The sequence below is a fragment of the Sphingobacteriales bacterium genome, assembly GCA_016700115.1.
Lineage (GTDB): Bacteria > Bacteroidota > Bacteroidia > Chitinophagales > UBA2359 > UBA2359.
Window position 1 is genome coordinate 5,829,087 of the sequence record CP064999.1, and the last position, 21,418, is coordinate 5,850,504.

The 21,418-nt window shown below is 47.4% G+C and carries 2 protein-coding genes; both read right to left on the reverse strand.

Features of this window, described 5'->3' with window-relative positions; translation table 11 throughout:
- Nucleotides 1-440: 440 nt before the first annotated feature.
- Nucleotides 441-1,580: a T9SS type A sorting domain-containing protein gene (locus tag IPM47_21170; protein ID QQS29306.1), complete on the reverse strand. Its 1,140-nt coding sequence runs from the start codon at nt 1,578-1,580 to the stop codon at nt 441-443.
- Nucleotides 1,496-21,385: an HYR domain-containing protein gene (locus IPM47_21175; protein QQS29307.1), complete on the reverse strand. Its 19,890-nt coding sequence runs from the start codon at nt 21,383-21,385 to the stop codon at nt 1,496-1,498. The genes IPM47_21170 and IPM47_21175 overlap by 85 nt, the downstream gene beginning before the upstream one ends.
- Nucleotides 21,386-21,418: the final 33 nt, after the last annotated feature.

Sequence of the window (21,418 nt, forward strand, 5' to 3'; positions counted from 1 at the left end):
TGTCTTACGATAGTTGGCAACAACGCAAGCTACATGTTCCAGATCATCACAATGGATTGAAGTATGTAACGTTACATGTTCTCGACCATCACAATGGATTGAAGTGTATAAGACTACATTGTTGTCATCCATCGCAATGGATTGCTTCATTTAACGTTACTTGTTGTCATCTGTTACAATGTATTGCAGCCTGTAACACTACTTGTTGTCATCCATCACAATACTTGGCATCAAGTCATTGTAAATAAAGGATTTTTTGAAAACAGCTACTTTACTTTTAACGATGATTTTTGAGTTTTTTAGCAAAGAACAGGTTCCGGAGTGTTCACTGTTTCAGTTTGTATTAAAACAAAACTTCCCGAAAGCCAAAACCTTCGGGAAGTTAAAACAGAACGGAATGATTAGGGCATAGCCTTTAGCAGGTTGCCGGCATCATCCTGTTATCTGGTTACTATCAGCTTAATCCGCTGAATTTGCCCGTTAGCAGGATGCAATACTGCATAATATAAGCCGGGGGCTAACAGGCTCAGGTCTAACTCAAACTCGTAGTTGGTAAGTGATTCCGTCTGCCCGTTGAACAGCGTTGCAACTTCCTTGCCCTCGGTGTTAAATACCGACAACGAAACATGTTCGGCCTCCACAGAGGTAAAGGCGATTGTGGTCAGACCTCCGGTCGGGTTGGGATAGGCGGTCAGTTCTTGCACCATTTCCTCGCCGGTCAAATCAGATTTACACGCACTGACTGCTATCACTTTACTTGCCGTTGACTTGCAGCCGTTGCTTGCCGTTACGGTTACGGTATAGGTTCCTCCCATTGGCAGCGTTGCTCCGATACGGACAAATGCTGCCGTGTTGGCGGTCGGTCCATCGGGGAAGCTCCATAAATAGGAGGTACCGCCCGAAGCAGACTGAGAAAGGTTTGCTCCTACGCAGACCGACGACATTCCGGTAATCACCGCATTGGGAGAGGCTAACACGGTAACGCTCTTGCTTGCCGTATTGGTACAACCAGCGGCGTTGGTAACGGTTACTTTGTAAACCCCTGCCATTGCAGTGGTAGCACCCGGTCGTTCCATCGTTGCGCCGGTGTCGGTAAATCCACCCGGACCACTCCAGGCGTAGCTAACCCCTCCTGTTGCCGTAAAGGTAATGGTGGTTCCGCTGCAAACGCTGGTTGCGCCTGTAATGGTGATAACCGGTTTTGCATTGACCGTTACCAGCACACTTGCCGTTGATTTACATCCGCCTGTTCCTGTTACGGTAACGGTATATGTTCCGCTCATCGCCACAGTCGCATTGGCACGGCTGATATTGGCAGAGGTGGAACTAAAGCCCGGCCCGCTCCAAACGTAGGATGTTCCGCCCGATGCACTTAATATCAGCGTGCTGCCCACACAGATATTGGTATTGCCCGTAATCACCGCATTGGGCAACGGATATACCGTGATGTTGCGGCTGTTGGAGGCCGTGCATCCTCCTGCGTTAGTTACCGTAACTACATATACTCCCGACATGGCAGGTGTTGAGTTGGGAATTGACAATACATTGCCCGTTGCACTATACCCGCCGGGCCGCTCCATTGATAGGATACTCCGCCCGATGCCGTCAGGGTAATCGTTGTGCCTGCACAATAGGTCAGTGTTCCCGTAATATTGGCAGATACCGTTGAGGTGGTTACACTCACCGTAACTGCTTTGATGCCCGTACATCCGTTGGCATCGGTTACCGTTACAGAATAGGTGCCCCCGGTTCCGGCTGCCGCCGTGCGGGTCATGTATGCTCCGGTAGCAGTAAAGCCGCCGGGGCCGGACCATTGATAGCTTACCCCTCCAGTTGCTGTCAGGTTGATGATGCTGCCGGTGCAAACTGCCGTTGCTCCGGTAATGGTAATCACCGGTGCCGCATTGACCATTACATTCATACTCGCCGTACCGATACACCCGTTGGCATTGGTTACTGTTACGGTATAAACCCCACTCATCGGTGCAGTTGCATTGACCCGCGTTAAAACAGCACCACTGTTGGTATAGCCTCCCGGTCCGCTCCATTGATAGAAATTGCCCCCTGTTGCGGTCAGCATGATTGTATTCCCGATGCAGAGGTTATTCACCCCTGTGATACCTGCCACCGGATTGGTATTTACCGTAATCAGGGTCGTTATGATGGTTTCACTGCATCCGTTTCCGGCACTGATTGTAACCGTATATAGACCTGTCATGTCTGTCGTGGCATTTGGGCGATTCAGGATTGCTCCTGTTGCCGTATATCCGTTTGGCCCGCTCCACTGATAGTTCGTTCCGCCATTGGCTGTCGTGCTGATGGTTTCTCCTTCGCAAATACTGCTGGTAATACCGGATACATAGCCAATCGTTTCATTGCCTTCGTTGATTGTCAGGTCGAGTATTTCAGTCGTACAACCCACCGTATGGGTATAAATACCCGTCTCAGTATAAGTCTGACCGTTTACCGGCCAGGTATAACTAACGCACGCAAACATATAGGTCGTATTCGTGGTGTTGCCTCCGTTCGCGATGGTTAAATCCAGGGTTTCCGTATGACAACCGACTAAGTGATGATAAAGCCCCGTTGCAGTATAGGTCAGACCCGTTATCGGCCAGAAATAACTGTTACAGGTACTTACGGTCGTTACATTGAAAGTGGTTGGTATTACCGTTACCACTACACTTGCCGTATTCGCACATCCGTTGCCGTTGGTAACGGTTACCGTATAGGTGCCGCTTGTGGTAAACGAATTTAACGCCTGATTGGGCGTGTTGCCGCCACTCCACTGATAGCCTGTCCCTCCGCTTGCCATCAGGGTAACGATGCTGCATCCGGTAGGTGTTCCGTAAATAGCAGGAACAACCGGATTGGGTACTGTTACCGTAAACGAACAAGTTCCAATACTGCCCACTGCATCAGTTGCCGTAACCGTTACGGTGGTCGTACCAATCGCAAACGCACTGCCCGATGCCGGGTTCGCTGTCGAGGTCGCTCCGCAATCGTCCGATGGAGCAGGAAGGGTGAAATTAACGGTAGCAAAACACTGTCCGGCATCAACCCCTTGAATGATATTGGCAGGGCAATTGGCAACAGGAGGCGCAGTTCCGTTGATGGTAACTGTAAACGAGCAGGAAGAACTGTTGTTGGAGGCATCGGTTGCCGTAACTGTTACGGTGGAGGTGCCAAGACCAAAACTGCTGCCCGATGCAGGATTGGCAACCGAAACAGCAGAACAGTTGTCGCTTGCCGGTGGAAGCGTAAAGCTAACCGCCGTGTTGCAAACTCCGGTACCTACTGTTTGCGTGATACTTGCCGGACATTGTGCAACCGGAGTTTGGTTGTCGGTAACTGTAACCGTAAAGCTGCAGGTTCCGGTATTGTTTGCCGCATCCGATGCGGTTATCTGAACGGTAGTTGTTCCTACTGCAAAATTGCTGCCCGATGGGATGTTCGAAAACTCAGAAGGATTACCCGTGCAGTTATCGCTTGCAGGGGGAATGGTAAAGGTAACCGGTGCAAAACATTGCCCCGGACTTGCCGGTTGTGAAATGTTTGACGGACACACCGCTAACGGAGGGGTTGCATCGTTGACCGTTACCGTAAACGAACAACTTGTGCTGTTGCCTGCTCCGTCTGTTGCTGTTAGGACTACTGTGGTCGTTCCGACAACAAAAGAGCTGCCCGGCAAATGCGTGCTCACTAAGGATACACCCGTACAGTTGTCGGTCGGTGTAGGAAGGGTAAATGGTACTGATGCCTCACAGGTTAAAGGATTGCTCGCCTGAACAATGTTGGACGGACAGCTTAGACCGGGCGCATCATTGTCGTTCACCGTAAATGTAACCGTACATCCCGCAGTATTTCCCGAAGCATCTGTTACGGTCAAAGAAACAGGAATAGTACTTCCATGCGAGACACCGGTATATACTCCTGCTGCAATGCTTTGCGTAACAGCAGGTACCGCCAATCCGCAGTTATCAGAAGGAATGACCAATGGCACTAAATTGGGTATGACTACCTCGCAGTTGTTGTTGCCCGTCGTGTTCAGTGTCAAAGCAGGTGTCGGACAGGTAAACACAGGCAGTTGATTGTCGGTAACCGACACCGTAAACGAGCAGGTAGTTGCCAGGTTGCCCGAAGCATCCACTCCGCTATACGTTACAGTCGTTACACCCGGATTGAACGACACATTGTTGATGTTTGCCCCGTCGGCAATGCCCGAATTAGTGCTTGTTGTTGCGCCGCTAAGACCAAAGCCCCAGGTAACTCCCGGACAATTATCATAAATCGGGTCAACCAGCGTAAAGGTGGCATTACAAGAATTAGGAGCAGTATTGAACACCTGATTGGATGGACAGGTCAAAGTCGGTGCCTGAGTATCTAATACCGTTACCGTAAACCATACTGTCATCGCCAGGTTCGAGGCTTCATCAATCCCGTTCAGGGTAACGTTGGTAATCCCTTTGTTAAACGAGATGACATTGCTGTTGCTGCCATCGGCTATGCCGGAGGAAGCACCAAAAGTAGCACCGCTCAACGTATAACTCCAGGTGGCCACGCAGTTGTCGGTCAATGGATCTATGATGGTGTAGTTGGCAGCACAGGTATTCAGAATGGTATTCAACACCTGATCGCCCGGATTGGCAAGCGTGGGTGCATCGTCGTCGTTCACCGTAATCTCCACCGTACAGGTTGTTGTATTTGCCGGAGTTGCACTATCGGTAGCCGTATATTGAACCGTTATCGTCGCCCCGTGATACACGCCGGTTGTATATCCGCCCGCAAGTATGGTTTGCGCTTCAACGATATTGCCCGAAGCCGTGCAGTTGTCGGTAGGACTAAGCATCGCGACATAGTTGGGAATAGTTATCTCACAGCTTGACCCGGCATTCGTGTTGATAACAGTCGTTGCCGCAGGACAGGTAACCACCGGAGCATCGTCGTCATTGACAGTAAAGGTAATCGTACAAGTAGTCGTATTAGCAGGTGTTGCTGCATCTGCAACCATAACGACTACCGGAATGGTATTCCCATCCGATACGCCGCTATATGCCCCAGCAGGTATGCTTTGAGTAACCGGAACAACCGCCAATCCACAGTTGTCGGCAGCATCAGAAACCATCGCCACCAAATCGGGTATGCTTACTTCGCAACTTCCGTTGCCGGTCGTGTTTAAAACTAATGTTGGCGTGGGACAGGTAAAAGTCGGCGCATCGTTGTCGTTTACGGTAATCGTAACGGTGCAAGTGGTCGTGTTGGGAACGGTTGCCCCATCGGTAGCCGTGTAGTTCACCACCACAGTCGCTCCATCGCCACTGACGTTATATGCCCCTGCCGGAATAGTTTGTGCTTCCACGATGCTGCCCGAAGCAGTGCAGTTGTCCGTAGGGCTTAACAGGGCTGCATAGTTGGGAATAGTTATCTCGCAACTCGCTCCCGCATTGGTGTTGATGGTGGTCGTTGTAGCAGGGCAGGTTACGGTCGGTGCTTCGCTGTCGGTTACCGTTACCGTTTGGCTGCAAGTGGCAGTTAGCCCTACTCCATCGGTAGCCGTCCACGTAACTGTTGTCGTGCCTATGGGATAGGTACCGGGTGCATTGCTTACCCAACTAAGACCGCCTAACGGACCTGCTATCCAGTTTGATGTCGCACCCGTTAATGCAAAACTGCTTAAAGTTCCGTTACGAGGGGTTGTCGCAAAATCTGTCAGGGTTGTTACTCCGGCATTGCTCCCACCCGGTACACCGTGATTGAATTTATAATAGGCAATTAAAGAGGACGGATAAGTATTCAATTCAGAATTATAATTGCCCGATATTTCCAAGGCTGTTCGCTGAACATTCCAAATTCTCAAATCATCCACTGCTCCCGGAAAATAGTTTCCGCCCGGTCGCCTTCCTATGTATAGCGGTATAGTAGTAGGCGAAATTGCCACTACTTGTGCAACGATGGTTTGTTCGAATACACCATTTACGTACAACGAAATCTGATTCGTAGAAATGTTTCTGACAACGGCAATATGATACCAAATATTAGGCGAAAACACATAATTAAAGGCAACATTGTTCACATAAGTAGAACCGTTACCATGATAATAATTCAACTGATTCCCCCAAAAAGTTAGGTCAAATTCTCTGTTATGCGCTCTCGATAACAGACATTGCCCGTTCAGATTGGCGGAACTTCTGAACCATGCTTCGATGGTAAGGTCGCCGGTAAATATGCTCGTGCCCGAATAGGAGGCTGTAGCTACTCCATCATTACTTCCATCAAAATGTAGTGCGTTATTGGCAACAGAGCAGTTGTCGCTCACTGTTGGCTGTGTCAATGTGGTTGTTCCGGTACATTGCCCGGGAGTATTGTTGATACTGACATTGCCGGCACAGGTGATAGAGGGCGGCTGAATATCATAGACGGTTAATGTAAAGGAACAACTTGCCGTGTTGTTGGCAGCATCCGTACCGACAAGGGTAACGGTTGTTGTGCCAATATTAAACGATATAGGCCCACTACCTGATCCATCGGGAAAGCCTGATGCAGTGCCGGTCGTGGCACCGCTTTGGATGTACCCGTAGGTAGCACCGCTACAGTTATCGTTAACAGGGTCGGCAATGGTAAAAGTGCCTGTACAGGTGTTTAGATTCGCATTTACTCCTTGATCCACCGGACAAGAAATAGTGGGGGCTTCATTGTCCACCACCGTAACCGTTTGTCCACAAGTCGCCGTATTGCCCGCAGCATCCGTTGTCGTCCATACAACAGTGGTATTGCCTTTCGGGTAGGTGGTGGGGGCATCATTGGTTACAGTAAATGATGCTGTAGTAGGAATACCTTGTACCCAATTGGAAGCCACTCCCGTCAAAGCGAAATTGAATAGAGTGGCATTGGCACCGGTGGTGGCAGTAACAGTCGTTAATCCGGCATTGCTACCCCCTGCTGTTCCTTGATTAAACTTGTAATAACGGATTAAGCCGCTCTCGCTTCCGGCCAACTCAACAGTCATATTGGTGAGTAGTTGACCCGGAGTTCTTGCCACATTCCAAACCCTAAACTCATCAAAAGTTCCATTAAACGGATCCTGGACTGTACCCGAACTATTTCTTCGCGACCCTATTCGCAGGTTAAAAGTGTTTGCACTTTGATTGATACTTCCCCCAATTGTTGATGTGCCCGAGGCTACCCCGTTCATATAGATGGTGTAAGTACTTCCCGAACGTACAACGGCAACATGTGTCCAAGTTCCCACAGAAAGAGCTGTTGTTGAATAAAATGCAACCGAGTATGATGCATCTGACATAACAAAAAGAAGTACATTACTCCCGTTGGTAGCCTCTACTCTAAATGCCGGTGCCCCTGTTCCTGCCTGATCTTGTGCAAACAATACAGGGTAACCGCCAAGTGTTGCAGGTTTTACCATGAATTCAACCGTAAAATCACTACTGCCCAATGATAATGGCGAACTTTCAACATAGTCATTGCTGCCATCACATTTAATGGCGTTACTCAACGTATAATTGTTCGGACAATTATCGCTCACCGTTGGCTGTGTCAATGTGGTAGTTCCTGTACATTGTCCGGGGGTATTATTGATACTGACATTGGCGGCACAGGTTATTGTTGGCACTTGCGTATCATTCACCGTTACCGTAAAAGAACAGGTTGAGGCATTACTGACCGCATCGGTCGCCGAAAGCGACACCAAGGTAACCCCCTTGTTAAAAGTAAGCGAGCCACTGCCGGTTCCATCGGCAATGCCGGAAACCGAACCTAAAGTTACACCCGATAAAGTATAGCTCCAGATTGGTCCGCTACAATTGTCGGACACAGGGTCGGCAATCGTATAGTTGGCTGTGCAAATACCAGACAGCGCATTGATGGTTTGATTTGCGGGACAGGTAAGTGCAGGAGGTTCGTTGTCGGTTACCGTTACCGTTTGGGCGCAAGTGGCGGTATTGCCGACAACATCCGTTGCTGTCCAGGTAACCGTTGTCGTGCCTATGGGATAGGTACCGGGCGCATTGTTGGTGATTGTCGGTACCACTGTTTTTCCATTCACCCAATTAGACGATGTTCCGTTTAAAGCAAAATTTTGCAAGGTTCCGGTTACTCCATTCCCCGAATCATCTATGGCATTCGTTATCCCCGCATTATTCCCATTCGCTGTTCCCTGATTAAAATTATATGCGGCTATCAAACCTGATTGTGCATTTAATTCCAAATTCATATTCGCAACTATTTGCGACTGTGTTCGGGCAACATTCCAAACTCTTACTCCATCTAAGCTGCCATTGTAAGGACTGCCTGCATTTGGAAAAAATCCAAGCACAGTATTCGTATTTTCAAAAAAGTCACTATCGGTCCCGGTTCCGTTCAAAACTCCGTCAACATATAATAACAACTGGTTAGAACCACTTCCGTTTTTTACGAAGGCGATATGATGCCAGGTATTATCAGCAACATCTATGGTAGAAGTCAGAAGATATACCCCTCCCCTCCAATAAGAAATACGGTTGCTTCCATTCAATCGTATTCCCCAGCGGATTGGGCTGGCGGTGTTAGGGTATTGTGTTATCAAACCACCCACGTTAGCTGATGGGCTTGCTTTCATCCATAGTTCAATGGTATAATTTTGACCGGCATTGGAAGTAGAGAATAAAGGTGTCTGTAAGTTCACTCTGTCATCAACGCCGTCAAAGTTTAAAGCATTACCTAAATCAATACAATTGTCGCTCACCGTGGGCTGAGTAAGTGTGGTCGAACCGGTACACTGTCCGGGAGTATTGTTGATGCTGACATTGCCGGTGCAGGTAATTGTCGGAAGGGTTGTATCTGTTACTACCACATTAAACGAGCAGGTTTGACTACCGCAAGCATTTGTCGCCGTCAAAGTAACGGTAGTTGTTCCTTTATTAAATGCACTGCCGCTGCCATTGCCCGACCCGCTGCCTGAAGATGCGCCACTGAATACATAAGTGACAGATGGTGCAGGGTTTCCGGTAGTTGTGGGCGAATAAGTTACAACTGCATCACAATTTGACGATGTATTAGCCGACAAATTACCCGGACAGGTGATTGTCGGAGCAACACAAGTACCTGTTCCCTGAATGGTAACATTGTAGTCGCCTTCATCGCAATCGTCATTATTGATGTGCATAACGGCAGTTTTCAAACCGACCGATGAAGGTGTAAACAGAACAGTAAAAGTAGTGTTGTTGCCAATAGACACTGTTGCCGCCGGAGGAGTGGTTACAGTAAAATCTGCGGCATTCGTTCCGGTAATCGTTAATCCCGAAATGTTAAGCGTAGCCGTTCCGTTGTTTTCGACCGTAAACGTTCTGCTTAACGAAAGGGGCACGTTTCCAAAATCGGTATGGTCGGTAGGTGTTGGAGAGGGGTCGCCATCGGCAATCCCATTTCCGTTTCCTTTCAAATCGGCTTCGGGCGCAAGGATGTACTCAGATACAACATCTGTGATTCCCGAACCTGCCACCCAGTTTCCGGTACTGCCTGTCAACGCAAAATTGGTTAGTGTGCCGCCTTGATTCACCGCATAAGCATTATCATAAGCGGAAGTAACAGCACTGTTGTTTGCTCCAATATACCCCTGATTGAATTTCCAGTAAACCTGTAAACAAGGGGTCATGTCGGTCAGTTCTGTATTGTAGTTGGCAAGTATTTGGGCATCGGAGCGCAGTTCACTCCACATCCTCACTTCGTCAATAGCACCGGTATAGGGATATCCTCCTTTGGGTTCGCCAACTTGTAAGGTGCCGGTAGCAGCCGAGCCGGAAAAGCCGGTAAACGAGGGTGTTGGTGTGGGTACACCATTTTTGTATGCACGGAAAGTATTGATCCCGTCATAAGTCAATGCAAAATGTTCCCACACCGTTCCGGTATTGCTCACCGTAGCACCTGTGTTGTAATCACCTACAAAATCTTTACGGATGACAAAGTTACCGCCGGCAAACATAAATAAATAGGAATTGGCAAAACCGACAGGGAAGCAAAATGAACTTTCATTCTTCGCCCAAAACTCTATTGTAACCGGTTGAGTGCCGAAGGCGGTGATGGAAGGCGAATTTACATTGTCGGACGGAGCAGCACCATTTAGGTGGAGGGCGGTTGCCGGAACCGGTGGCGTATAAACCAACTCTACATTCCCCGCAACAGTGTTGTAATTGACCGACCAATTGGTCGTCAGACCTGTTACAGTGGTAAACGTTCCCGACAAAACATCGGCATCTATAATGGTTAAAATCGTTAAAACAACCGGAGTAAAGGTAATGGTTAAAGCAAGTGTGTTGCCGAGTGTAGCAGTTCCGGTTACAAATAATTTATCATGACCGGTGCAGGGCGTAGTTCCTGCTGCTTCGATATTTAAGGTACCCGAATTGGTAAATCCACTGCCATAAGTTAAACAACCCGGAGAACTGCCCGGCACGACAAAACCCGTCGTTTGGTTGGTAAACAGGCTGGTGCTAAAAGTGCCGTTGCCTTTGTAAGTACCGTTGTTGGTCATCGTTGCCGTCAGTGCAACCGGCATACTGCCGTTATTGGTGATTATGCCTGTACTATTATTGGTAAGGGTTCCTCCTGCATTTACACTGAATGGATCGCCAACGGGTATCGTGATATTGCCACTGTTGAAAAACTGCCCTCCATTGTAAATGGTAAAATTGCAAGAGCTGGGCATGGTGAGTATGCCGGTCGAGTAATTGTTGAAAACGCCCGCTACTCCGGAGGTTCTGCTGAGGTAATACCCGTAGTTATGAACCGTTCCACTGCTGCCTATCGTAATTTGAGCACCCAAACCACCATCCGTTACCGAGCCTGTTGCATAATTGGTCAACGTACAATTCCAAGTACCCGAAGTACCTACATGTAATGTGCCCTCATTATTGACAAAACTTCCGGCTTGCATCGATTCTGCACAGGCGGGGCATGAATACGATGCTCCTGTTTTGACGTTCATGTTACCACCCGACATATTGGTCATATAAAAGGCGGAATAGATGCCATATACATCCATGGTTCCGGTGTTGGTTACGCGCCCTTGGTAGAGATTGCCGTTAATTGTAAAGACAACGCCTGAATTGATGGTAATATAAGCATTCAAATCGGCAGTCAGCGATACTGCCGGGTTTATTGTAAAAGTTGTACCCGAAGGGAATGAAATACTGAGCGCAGGCATGATGCAGTTTGCGGCAACAATTACAGCATCGCCGCTGTTGAGCAAAGCTGTAGTGGGAACCACCCCGGTATTCCAGTTCGAGGCGGTTGACCAGTCGGTGTTGGTATAACCATAGAAAATATAACTGACGATTTGACAATTTGCACCGGAATAACCTGGAAGGCAATTGCAGCTACAATCGTTATTTTGAGTAGCACCGTTGAGGCAGGTATTGCCGCATACTCCCGTTCCCTGTACTGAAAAATCATAGACTCCCTCGTCCCAGTTAATGCCGATATCAGCATTCTGTGTGCCGGTAGCCGTTGGCGAAAATGTTACCGTAAAAGTTGCCGAGCCGGGAGCCGGAATCGGAGATGCAGGAGTAAGTGCGCCGACCGTAAATAAAGGGTTGTTTGAATTGACACTGCTAATGTTTAACGGGGCTGTACCTGTGTTTTGTATGGTAAAGGTACGTACCAAGTTTCCTCCCACGTTTACATTTCCAAATTGCGTGTGGTCGTCAGAGCTTGGTGAGGTATCTCCATCCATAATGGGCTGGCTGTTGCCTTCAACCAACATATCTATAATTACACCCGTTACGGTAAACGAACAGGTAGCGGTATTTCCCGATACATCGGTTGCTATAAAAGTTACGGTTACAGGTGTCGTGCCCGTTATGGTGTTACCGGCTGTCGGTGATTGCACAAGCTGAACAGCACCCGGGCAGTTGTCGCTCACAGTTGCTAAACCGGAATAATCAGGTAGCGTTGCCTGATTCGAGCCGTCAAGCGACAATGTTTGGTTGGCGGGGCAGGTGAGCGAAGGCGGAGTTGGTTCAAGTACCGTGATGGTATGTGAACAGGTGCCAATATTGTTGTTTTGGTCGGTCAGCGACCATGTTACCGTATTAGTACCGAGAGGATACGTACCCGAAGCATTGGTAGTGGAATTAAAGGAGTTGGTTGGTATTGAGAAACTGACATTGGGGTTGTCCAACAAAAAGTTGGAAGTTGCACTATTTAGTGTAAAGTTTTGCAGGGTTCCGTTATTGTTGTTACCCGATGCATCGGTTGCCTGAGTAATAGCGGTGTTGTTGCCTCCGGCAACGCCCTGATTGAACCGGTAATAAGCCACCAACCCTGTCTGTGGGCTGATAGTCTGGTTTTTGTTGGCATTGATTTCGGTTGCGGTGCGGGCAACGTTCCAAATACGCACTTCATCTAATTTCCCTTTGAAATAATCTGCATTGTCCCAACGGCGGCCGATTCGCCATTCTTCGTTGCCGTTTGGCAGTCCGGCTACTGCTGCCGAAGCGACCTGTGTGCCGTTCAGGTACAACCGAATTAGACTGCCGTCGTAGGTGCCGGCAAAATGAACCCATGTATTGGTAGCAAATGGGGCAAATACTCCGGCGAGGTTGGCAGGGTGCGTACCGGCGTAGATATTTCCACCTATTAAATGTACGGCAAAGCGGATATTACCATCGCCCAGGAAGGATTCGCCTGCCAACATACAGTTATTGGGTGTATAGCCTGAGGCATTATAGACCCAACCCTCTATGGTGATACGGTTGCTACTGAAATTGGAATTGAACGAACCCGGAATGGTGATATAGTCATTAGTGCCGTCAAAATCCAATACATTACCTAACATAGTGCAGTTGTCGCTGAAAGTCGGCGCTGCTACGGTAACAGCGGCACTACAATTTCCCGCCGATAAATTCACCGTCTGATTGATCGGGCAATTCACAGTCGGAGGGGTTGCATCGCCTACGCTAACCGTAGTTGAAGCAGAAGCTGTACAGAAATTGGCATCTGTAACAAAATATTGGTAGGTACCGGGGCAAACGTTTGCAGTTGCAGGGTTAGAATACCCCACTTTCCAGTTGTCGGTTATCGCCGTACCTGAACTGTAGTAAGTAAAGCCTGCCCTGAGATTGGTTTCGGTAGAAAATGTAGAACTGTAAACAAGCGCATAAGTAGCATCGCCCTGTTTGCGCAGGTAGTAATCGGCACCGGTATTTCTCAGAACTATTTTACCCTCATACCATGTATCTGTGGTATATCCCCCGGGCACCTGAGCTGTGAATGTACCCCTGTTATTGCCGTCTTCGTAAATGTTCAGTGTACTATTGCCGTTGAAATAAAATGCGTAGAGCATATCAATATACCGGCTGGTGTTGTTGCCGGTGGTACTGTTGCCGTGCCAGCCAATCATAGAATTTGTACTTGCCGGATGATAATAGGAAAAGGTAAAATCCTTGCCGGTTGCGCGGGCAAAAGTCTGATTGGTATATACATATTTATCCCATGAAGGGGTGGCATGTGATACGTTCAGTGCGTTATTTTGAGAATAGGTCGCAATATTATCCCTGCTAAAAACTGAAGAATTGAAAACTGTTCCATCGAAGTTGTGGATAAATTCAAAATTCCCTTCTGAAAAAGGCAAAAGCCCGTCGGAGGGTGTTAAGGTTACAGCACCGTCACAGGTATTGAGGCAACTGGCATTGGTGGCGGTAACCGCCGCAAGAGCCGGGGGGGTAGTGATTGTCAATACCTGTAAAGCAGAACTGGAACAGTTGTTTTCGTCGGTAATGGTAAGTTGTGTCGTATAGGAGTTAGGAGCAGTATAAGTATGGCTGGGGCTTTGAATATTTGCCGTACCCGTATCGCCGAAATCCCAAGCGTATTGCAGCCCGGTACCCGTTCCGCTACCGGTGAAACTTATCGGAGCATTTAAACATTTCCCGCTGTTGACGAATAAGTTCGTGTTGATATTGGGTCGTTCGTCCACTACCGCCGATCTGATGGCTTTACAATTTACTGCGTCTGTTACGGTAACGGAATAAGTTGCAGGAGCAAGGTTAGTTATTGTTGCAGCAGTAGCAGAGTTGCTCCAAAGATAGGTTGCAGGCAACTGCGCAGTACCACCCAATGTTACGGAAGCAGTGCCATTGGTTAAACCGTAGCAAACCATGCTGCCGGTAGTCGTCGCTGCAAAATTATACGAAGCCGGTTGACTAACAGTTCCCGAAGCCATTGCCACACAGCCTGCTCCATCGGTTACGGTAACAGCGTATGTACCGGCAGACAGATTATTGAGTGTTTGAGTAGTTTCGATAGTATTCCACAGATAAGAAAAAGGAGCAGAACCACCAATGACCACTGCATTTGCTACACCGTTGTTAGGAGTTGGACAGGTCGCATTTGTTATTGCCACCGATACCTGAAGTGCCGGAACATTAATAAAATTCCAGCCCGAGTTGTTGCCATTGTCGGTGGCTTGGGTGGCGTTGAATGTAGCGCCACCGGTGGCATTATTGTCTTTCAGGTTGAGAAAACTGGTACTTACCACACCCGAAGCCTGACTGAAATTTGCCTGTGTACCGGGAACGGTGGACTGTATCGTCAGGGTCTTGGAACAAGTGCCCGAAGTGAGTAATGAGGTAGTTGTTTGCGTGCTTCCCGCTTCCAGCGAAAGCGTTACCCCCGGTTCTACTTTCAGTTCACTGAAGGTGTTGGATCCGGTCATTGTGCTGCTCATCGTGGTGGTGGTGTAAATATTCGCATTATTGTACGTTTTACTTCCGCCATAGAAATGTGCCGAGCCGCCATTACTTTTCACGATAATTTTAGAGGTTCCGGGGTTGATGGTCAGGTTGGTAGCATCCTGCACATCCCATTTTCCGTCTGAGACAGTAACGACAGAGGCACCTAATTGTAAAGTTCTGCTTTCTGTACCGACAAGATTGAAGTTTTTGGTATCTATACCATATCCCATGGTTTGGAAATTTCCTCTTGTGAGCGTTAAATCGTTGGCAATTTTCAAATTGTTGGTCAACAATACCGGTACACTTCCCATTAGGGTATTGACAGTTAAGTTTTGCAGCGTTTTTCCCTTGGTATCAATAGAGGACTGCCCGTTTTGAGCCATAAAATTCCAGGTGCCGTTCCAGTTTTGGTTCATAAAAGGGGTGAGCACCAAACTCCCGTAAATATCAATTCCGGTTGTTGAGCCGGCGAGCGTAGGTTGATACAGGGCAGAAAACCAGTTCATACTCCTACATTCGGCATTAGGGTCGTCGAAGGTAACTGTTTGGCCACTCGCCGTGAAGGAGTTTGCATCAAAGTACACATCGTCAATTTCCGTAGGCAATTGGACGTGCAGAGTGGAGCCTCCCGAAGAGGTTGCCCAGTGGTTCAGGTCTGACCAGTTGCCCGAACCTCCAATCCAATAATATGCGGCGCAGGCCGAATTAAAGTTGATGCCGGTATTGTTGCCGAGGTTGGCCCCGTTGATTCCCGCATTAAACGTAGCACCGCCTGTGGCGTTGATGTCTTTTATCCAGACAAAATCGAGGCAGACATTGCCGGAAGCTTTTGAAATAGTGGCCTGTGCGCCTGCAGTTGTAGAATTGAAGAAAATGGGCTGTCCTCCTGTGCCCAACACCAAAATTTCTCCGTTTATGGTTTGAGTTTTACCGTTGCCAAACTTAAGACGAGTACCTCTACCCGCTGATACGAGATTGCCATAAGTGTTGTTTTGCGATATGGAAAATTCGGGACCTTGTACCCCTAAGGATAAAATAACGAATGACCCAAATGTATTGATGCCGGTAATACTGTGTTGCGGGATGTTGGATGTAACACTGTAATCCTGTGTCAGGGTGAAATTTCCAAATGTACTATTTCCATTTATAGTGATGTCCTTACGGTTGGTATATTCAAAAACAAGGTCTTGAATAACATTGTTTCCATTGAGGGTAACTGTCAGGTTATTGGCATGAAGGTGTCTTATAGTTACGTCACCGTAGGTAGAAATACTTCCCCCGTTAAACGTAAGGTTTTCACTGAAACTTGATTCGAGCAGAATGATTGCATCACCCGACACCAGTGTAGTTCCGGTTCCGTTACCTAACCAGTCGCGGCGTACCTTTACCGTTGAAGTGCCGGTGAAATCCATTTTCTTGATATTGGTGTTGTTGAAATCTAAGGCAAAACCAAAGTCAACAGCATACCCGTTGGAATATAGCTCTCCCTGTACGAAGTAAGTTGTAACTGAGTTAAAGACAGTTAAGCCGTTCAACAGGTACCATTTTGCTGATATGGCACCGCTGAAGCGGATGTTATTCAAAAACGTTTTCCCGCCCATATTGATCGTATAGGTTCCTGCCAACGGCTCAAAACGAGTTTCTTTAAAGTGGTTCCATGTAACAGTGGAAGCGATGGTAACAGAGCCTTTTAGGTAAAGGATACTGTTGCCGGAGTTGGTCCAGTTCCAAACCATAGTGCTGTTCACGACTAAGTCGCCATACACCGTCAGGTCTTGAGTGTTTCCGTTTTGATAAAACGTTGGGGTGAACACCACGTTATTCCAAATCATGTTTTTACATTGTCCGGTGATGTTCATCGTTACGATTTGGCTCACGGCTGTGAAAGAATTGGCATCAAAAACAGCATGGTCAATAGATGTGGGGATGAGACAGCCGTTGCCGGGGCCGCCCGATACGAAAGCCCAATGATTAGCGTCGTTCCAATTGCCTGTACCGCCTACCCAAAACAGGGTGATGGGCTGCACTGCCACCGCATTCCAACCCGTGATAGTTCCTACCTGGGTTACGTCTGTTGCATTGAACGTGGCTCCGCCTTGTACGGTATGATTTTCCAACGTGATCCATTCGGTGTTGATAACACCGCTTGCCTGTGAAATTTTAGACGTGGTTGCATTTTGCCCGCGAATTTTGGAACGTTTCAAACAAGTGCTGCGAGGAATAAAGTTGCCGATTGTTTGGGTACGACCGGCATAGATGAGCATGTCAAACCCATTGGGCAAATCGAGCTTGTTGAAACTTGCGTTTTGTTCCATTTGCAGATAGGCGCTTCCCAAATTCGTCGAGGTAACCACCACATCTTGAAACAGGTTATTTGCCGATTGAAAGTAAAAGTTGGCATTTCCACTGACCGACTGTACATTGAAATTATTGAACTGGTGCCCGGTGTTTTGAAAATAAAAATAGGAACTCCCGCTACTCGACATATTGACATTCACATTGTTGAACGTATTAGGTCCGTTGCGGAAATGCACCAATAAATTGTTCGTTGCCGAATAAATTATATCTATGTTTCTGAAAACAGCTACATTGTCGAAAAACACTTGCTTGCCCGCATTTCCGGTGAAAGGGAATCTTATGAAAACATCCCGGATATTGTTATTGCCCAAAAATTGAATATAGGAGTTGTGGGTGTTGCTCGTATTGCGCACCACTACGTCATTGTAGGTGCGGTTGCCTCCTTCAAATTGCTGGTTATCGCCTGAACTTGTTAAAAGCAAAATGGTTGCGTTATCTTTTATAAAGGTGGTGTTTACACCGGAATGGATGCGCCATGCATTTTGCATTCGCAAAGTATCGGTGCCCGTTAGATTGATGGTGCGCACATCATTTCCATCGTTAGCCCGAAACTCATAGCCGGCATCTACGGTATAGCCCGCTGTTTCCAACGTTCCTTCTACCACATAAGTAATATATTGATTAGAGCCATTTTGCAATTTATAGTTACTGCCTAATGTCCATTTAGGAGCTGATCCTGTTGTTTTTGCATCAAAAGCCACGGCGTGCAGGAGCGTTTTCCCTGCCGTATTGACGATATTATTGGTCGAGTCGGAGTAAAAATATAAGTAATGAGCGTGATTCCATGTAACATTTCCATTCAAAATAAAATCGCCGCGAGGGTAGAGTATGTTGTTTTGCACCCAGGTCATGGTACCCAACACTTGTAGATCGCCGTTTACCTCCATTACAAAAGACCCCGTAAAGGTTGGATTTTGTGTTACGCCTGTTGTCCAGGTCATATTGCGGCAAATTGCGTTTGCAAGGAGGGTGACAGTTTGCCCCGTTGCGCTGAAGGAATTGTTGTCGAACACCACATCATCCTGTGGGTTTGGCGAGCATCCTGCAGGCGCACCACCGCTGCTCACCGACCAATGTGCCCCGTCGTTCCAGTTGCCGGTGCCGCCAATCCAGTAGTAGGTTACGGAAGGTGCTACGGTAATTGTCCATCCCGTATTGTTGCCATTGTCCACCACATTTGATGCATTCCAGGAAGCGCCACCCTGAGCTTTGATGTCTTTCAAAGAAACATAATCGAGCGAGTTGGTTCCGCTTGCATCGGTTAACGTGGCTTGGTTTCCTGCCGAAGTAGAGGCAATGTTAATCAAACGGGTACATAGACTTGTCGCGGTAACAGATTGTAAAGTCTGTATTTGGTTGTTTCCAAAAAAGACACTCATTCCATGGTACAACTTTAGGGTATCAATGATGTTGCTTGCATGGAGATATAACTTTGGCACCACCGAGGGGTTGGTGAATTGAAGGCTTGTAAAAGTATGATTATTGAAAACCTCGAAGTTCGGTGAATAGCCCGTATTGCTACTCAGGTAACCGGCATACACATCGCGGAAAACATAAGATGTTTGTTCCATGCGCACATTCTGGTTACCCGAAATATTGAAATAGACATCTCTGAACGTTGTACTGTTATGGCGGACATATATAGTGTAGGTTCCGTTTGTTTGTTTAGCATCGAACACTACATCATAGTAGGCTTTACCACCACCCTCAAAAACAATATGGTTGCCTTCGCCGGCAGGTTGGCGCAATAAGACCACCGCATTGCCCATCGTCAAAGTGGCATTTGTATTGTTCAGTATATACCAACCCCTTTTTACCCGTACTGTATCCGTTCCGGTAAAATCCATGACTTTAATTGCATTTCCATTTGCTTCTAAATAGTCGCCAAAATCAACACTATATCCGCCCGAACTAAAAGTAGCATCATTGATTGTAGTATAGGTAGAGGGCAATACCTTGAAAGCAGCAGCCAAAGTCCACTGTCCGCTTGCGGTATTACCCGGATTGTCAAAAACTGCGCGGTTAATAAAGGTTTTTCCGGACATATTGATGGTATTGCCGGCGGTAGTACCACTAAAATACACGATATTGTTGTGGTTCCAGGTCATCGTGTTGTTCAGTATGATAGATTTTCGCAAAGTCAATGTCCCGGTTAAGTTCCAATCCATAGTTCCTGCAACATTCAGGTCGCCGGTGAGTATTAAAGCCTGACTGCCGTTAAAGTTAGGCCCGCCCGTTACGCCTGCCGTCCAGGTCATGTTCGTAATTGTTGGAGCTATGTCGAGCGTAACCGTTTGGTCTGTGCCTGTAAACGAGTTGTTGTCGAATACTACATGGTCAACATCTACGGGAATACACCCTGCCGGTGCTCCGCCACTTGTGAGCGACCATCGGGCGGTATTACTCCAATTGCCGGCACCTCCTACCCAATAATAAGTTTGCCCTGTCAACGGAGTCATCGTTATTCCGCTATTGCCTCCGTAGTCAAGCGAATTGGTTGCGCTCCAGGTTGCTCCGGTAAATACCATATTGGTAAGTTTAACAAAGTCTATGGCATTTGAGCCGCCGTTTGAGTCGGTAATGGTAGAACCGGATCCACTACTGTAGATATTGACGAATTTGAGGCAAGTGCCGGTAGCCGACAAACCGGTCAGGTTTTGAACTCTGGCATTAGCGATTTGCCAGTTAGTTCCGGCAGGCAGGCTTACCTGCCCGAATGTGTTATTTTGGTCGCAATAAAACATCGGATTCAAACCATTCGAGGTAATGGTGAAATCGCCGAACGTGTTTGTCCCCAAAATATAGTTCCAGTCGGTACTGTTTACTGAGGCATTAATATAATTAATTGTTATATTGCCAAAAGTATTGTTGGTGTCTTCCTTGTAGATGCGTGAGCCGTTATTGATGGTGATGAATACATTGCCATACACCGAGTTGCTGTTGCGGAAACGGATGTTGGTAGCACTATTTGTATTGTATAAATGCCGGATAACTACCGTACCGAAAGTTTTACCGCCTCCATCTATATACATTTCACTCCAGTTTACGGTATGCAGCAACAATACTGCTCCGCCCATAGTGAGGATGGTATTCACATTAGCACTCACCCTGAACTGGTATTGTGCCCGCACGGTATCGGTGCCGGCATAATCGAGGGTGCGAACTGATCCATTATCAACACCATTGAAGTTTTGACCATAATCAACCGATTTTCCGTTAGACCGGAAAATACCGGTGAAATGTTCGGTGGTGCCGGTTGCTTTAAAATTGTCTTGCAGAATCCATTCGCCACCACTCCCGTTAAAACGAACATTGGTGAACGACTTACCTGCTGAGGTAATGGTTTGTCCGGTGGTAACAGCTGTAAAATCTACTCGGCTTGTTTGGTTAAAGGTAACAGCCGAACTGAGCGTAAATGATTTTTTCACCGTCAGGACATTGCTATGGGTGAAGGTACTTGCTCCGTTGATAATAGAGAAGTTTCCATTGACGGTCATGGCAACATTATTGAGGTTGAAATTGAACGGTGCATTATCCATCAGGAAATCTCCCGTTACGGCTATGACCAACCCACTTACCGTGAAGGCAGAAGGTGTCATATTCTGAAAGGTCAGGTTACCGGTAACATTGAGGCCGTTGCCCATGGAATAGCTGCCCGAAGAAATATTTTGAAAAGTCATGTTTCCACCCACGGTTACGGTGTTGTTGGTCGTAAAGGTTCCTCCGGTCAATCCTTGCAGGGTCATATTGCCCGAAACCTGTGTGTTGCCCCCTGTACGGGAAAATGTCGGGGCAGAGTTTTGAATGGTCAAAGCTCCACCTACGGTCATAGTGCCGCCCGATTTAGTAAACGACATATTGACCCCATCAACTAATAAATCGCCGGTGATGAGCAGGTTACCATTTGCATGACTAAAGGTGAACGGTGTCCCCTGTACCGTAAAGTTGCCGGCAATATTGAGGTTATACCCTGCTCCGGTGAAGGTTGGGTTGTTGCTAACACTGTTCCATGAAAAGTCCTTACTAAAAGCTTCCTGATTGAGCGTTACCGATTGTCCTGAAGCCGTAAACGAATTGGCATCGAAAACAACGTTGTCCAAAATACTGGGAACAATGGTATGCTTGATAGTGCCACCCGAAGTGGTCGCCCAATGATTGAGGTCGTTCCAAACACCGGTACCCCCCACCCAATAATAAGTGTTTTGAGAGTATGCCTTATTGATAAATACGAAGGGCAATAAGAATAAAATTAGCCACTTGGCTGACTTTTTAATTAGTTGGAGATTGTGTACTGATAGATTCATGATCCTCAAATTATAGTTAAATAAAAACATTTC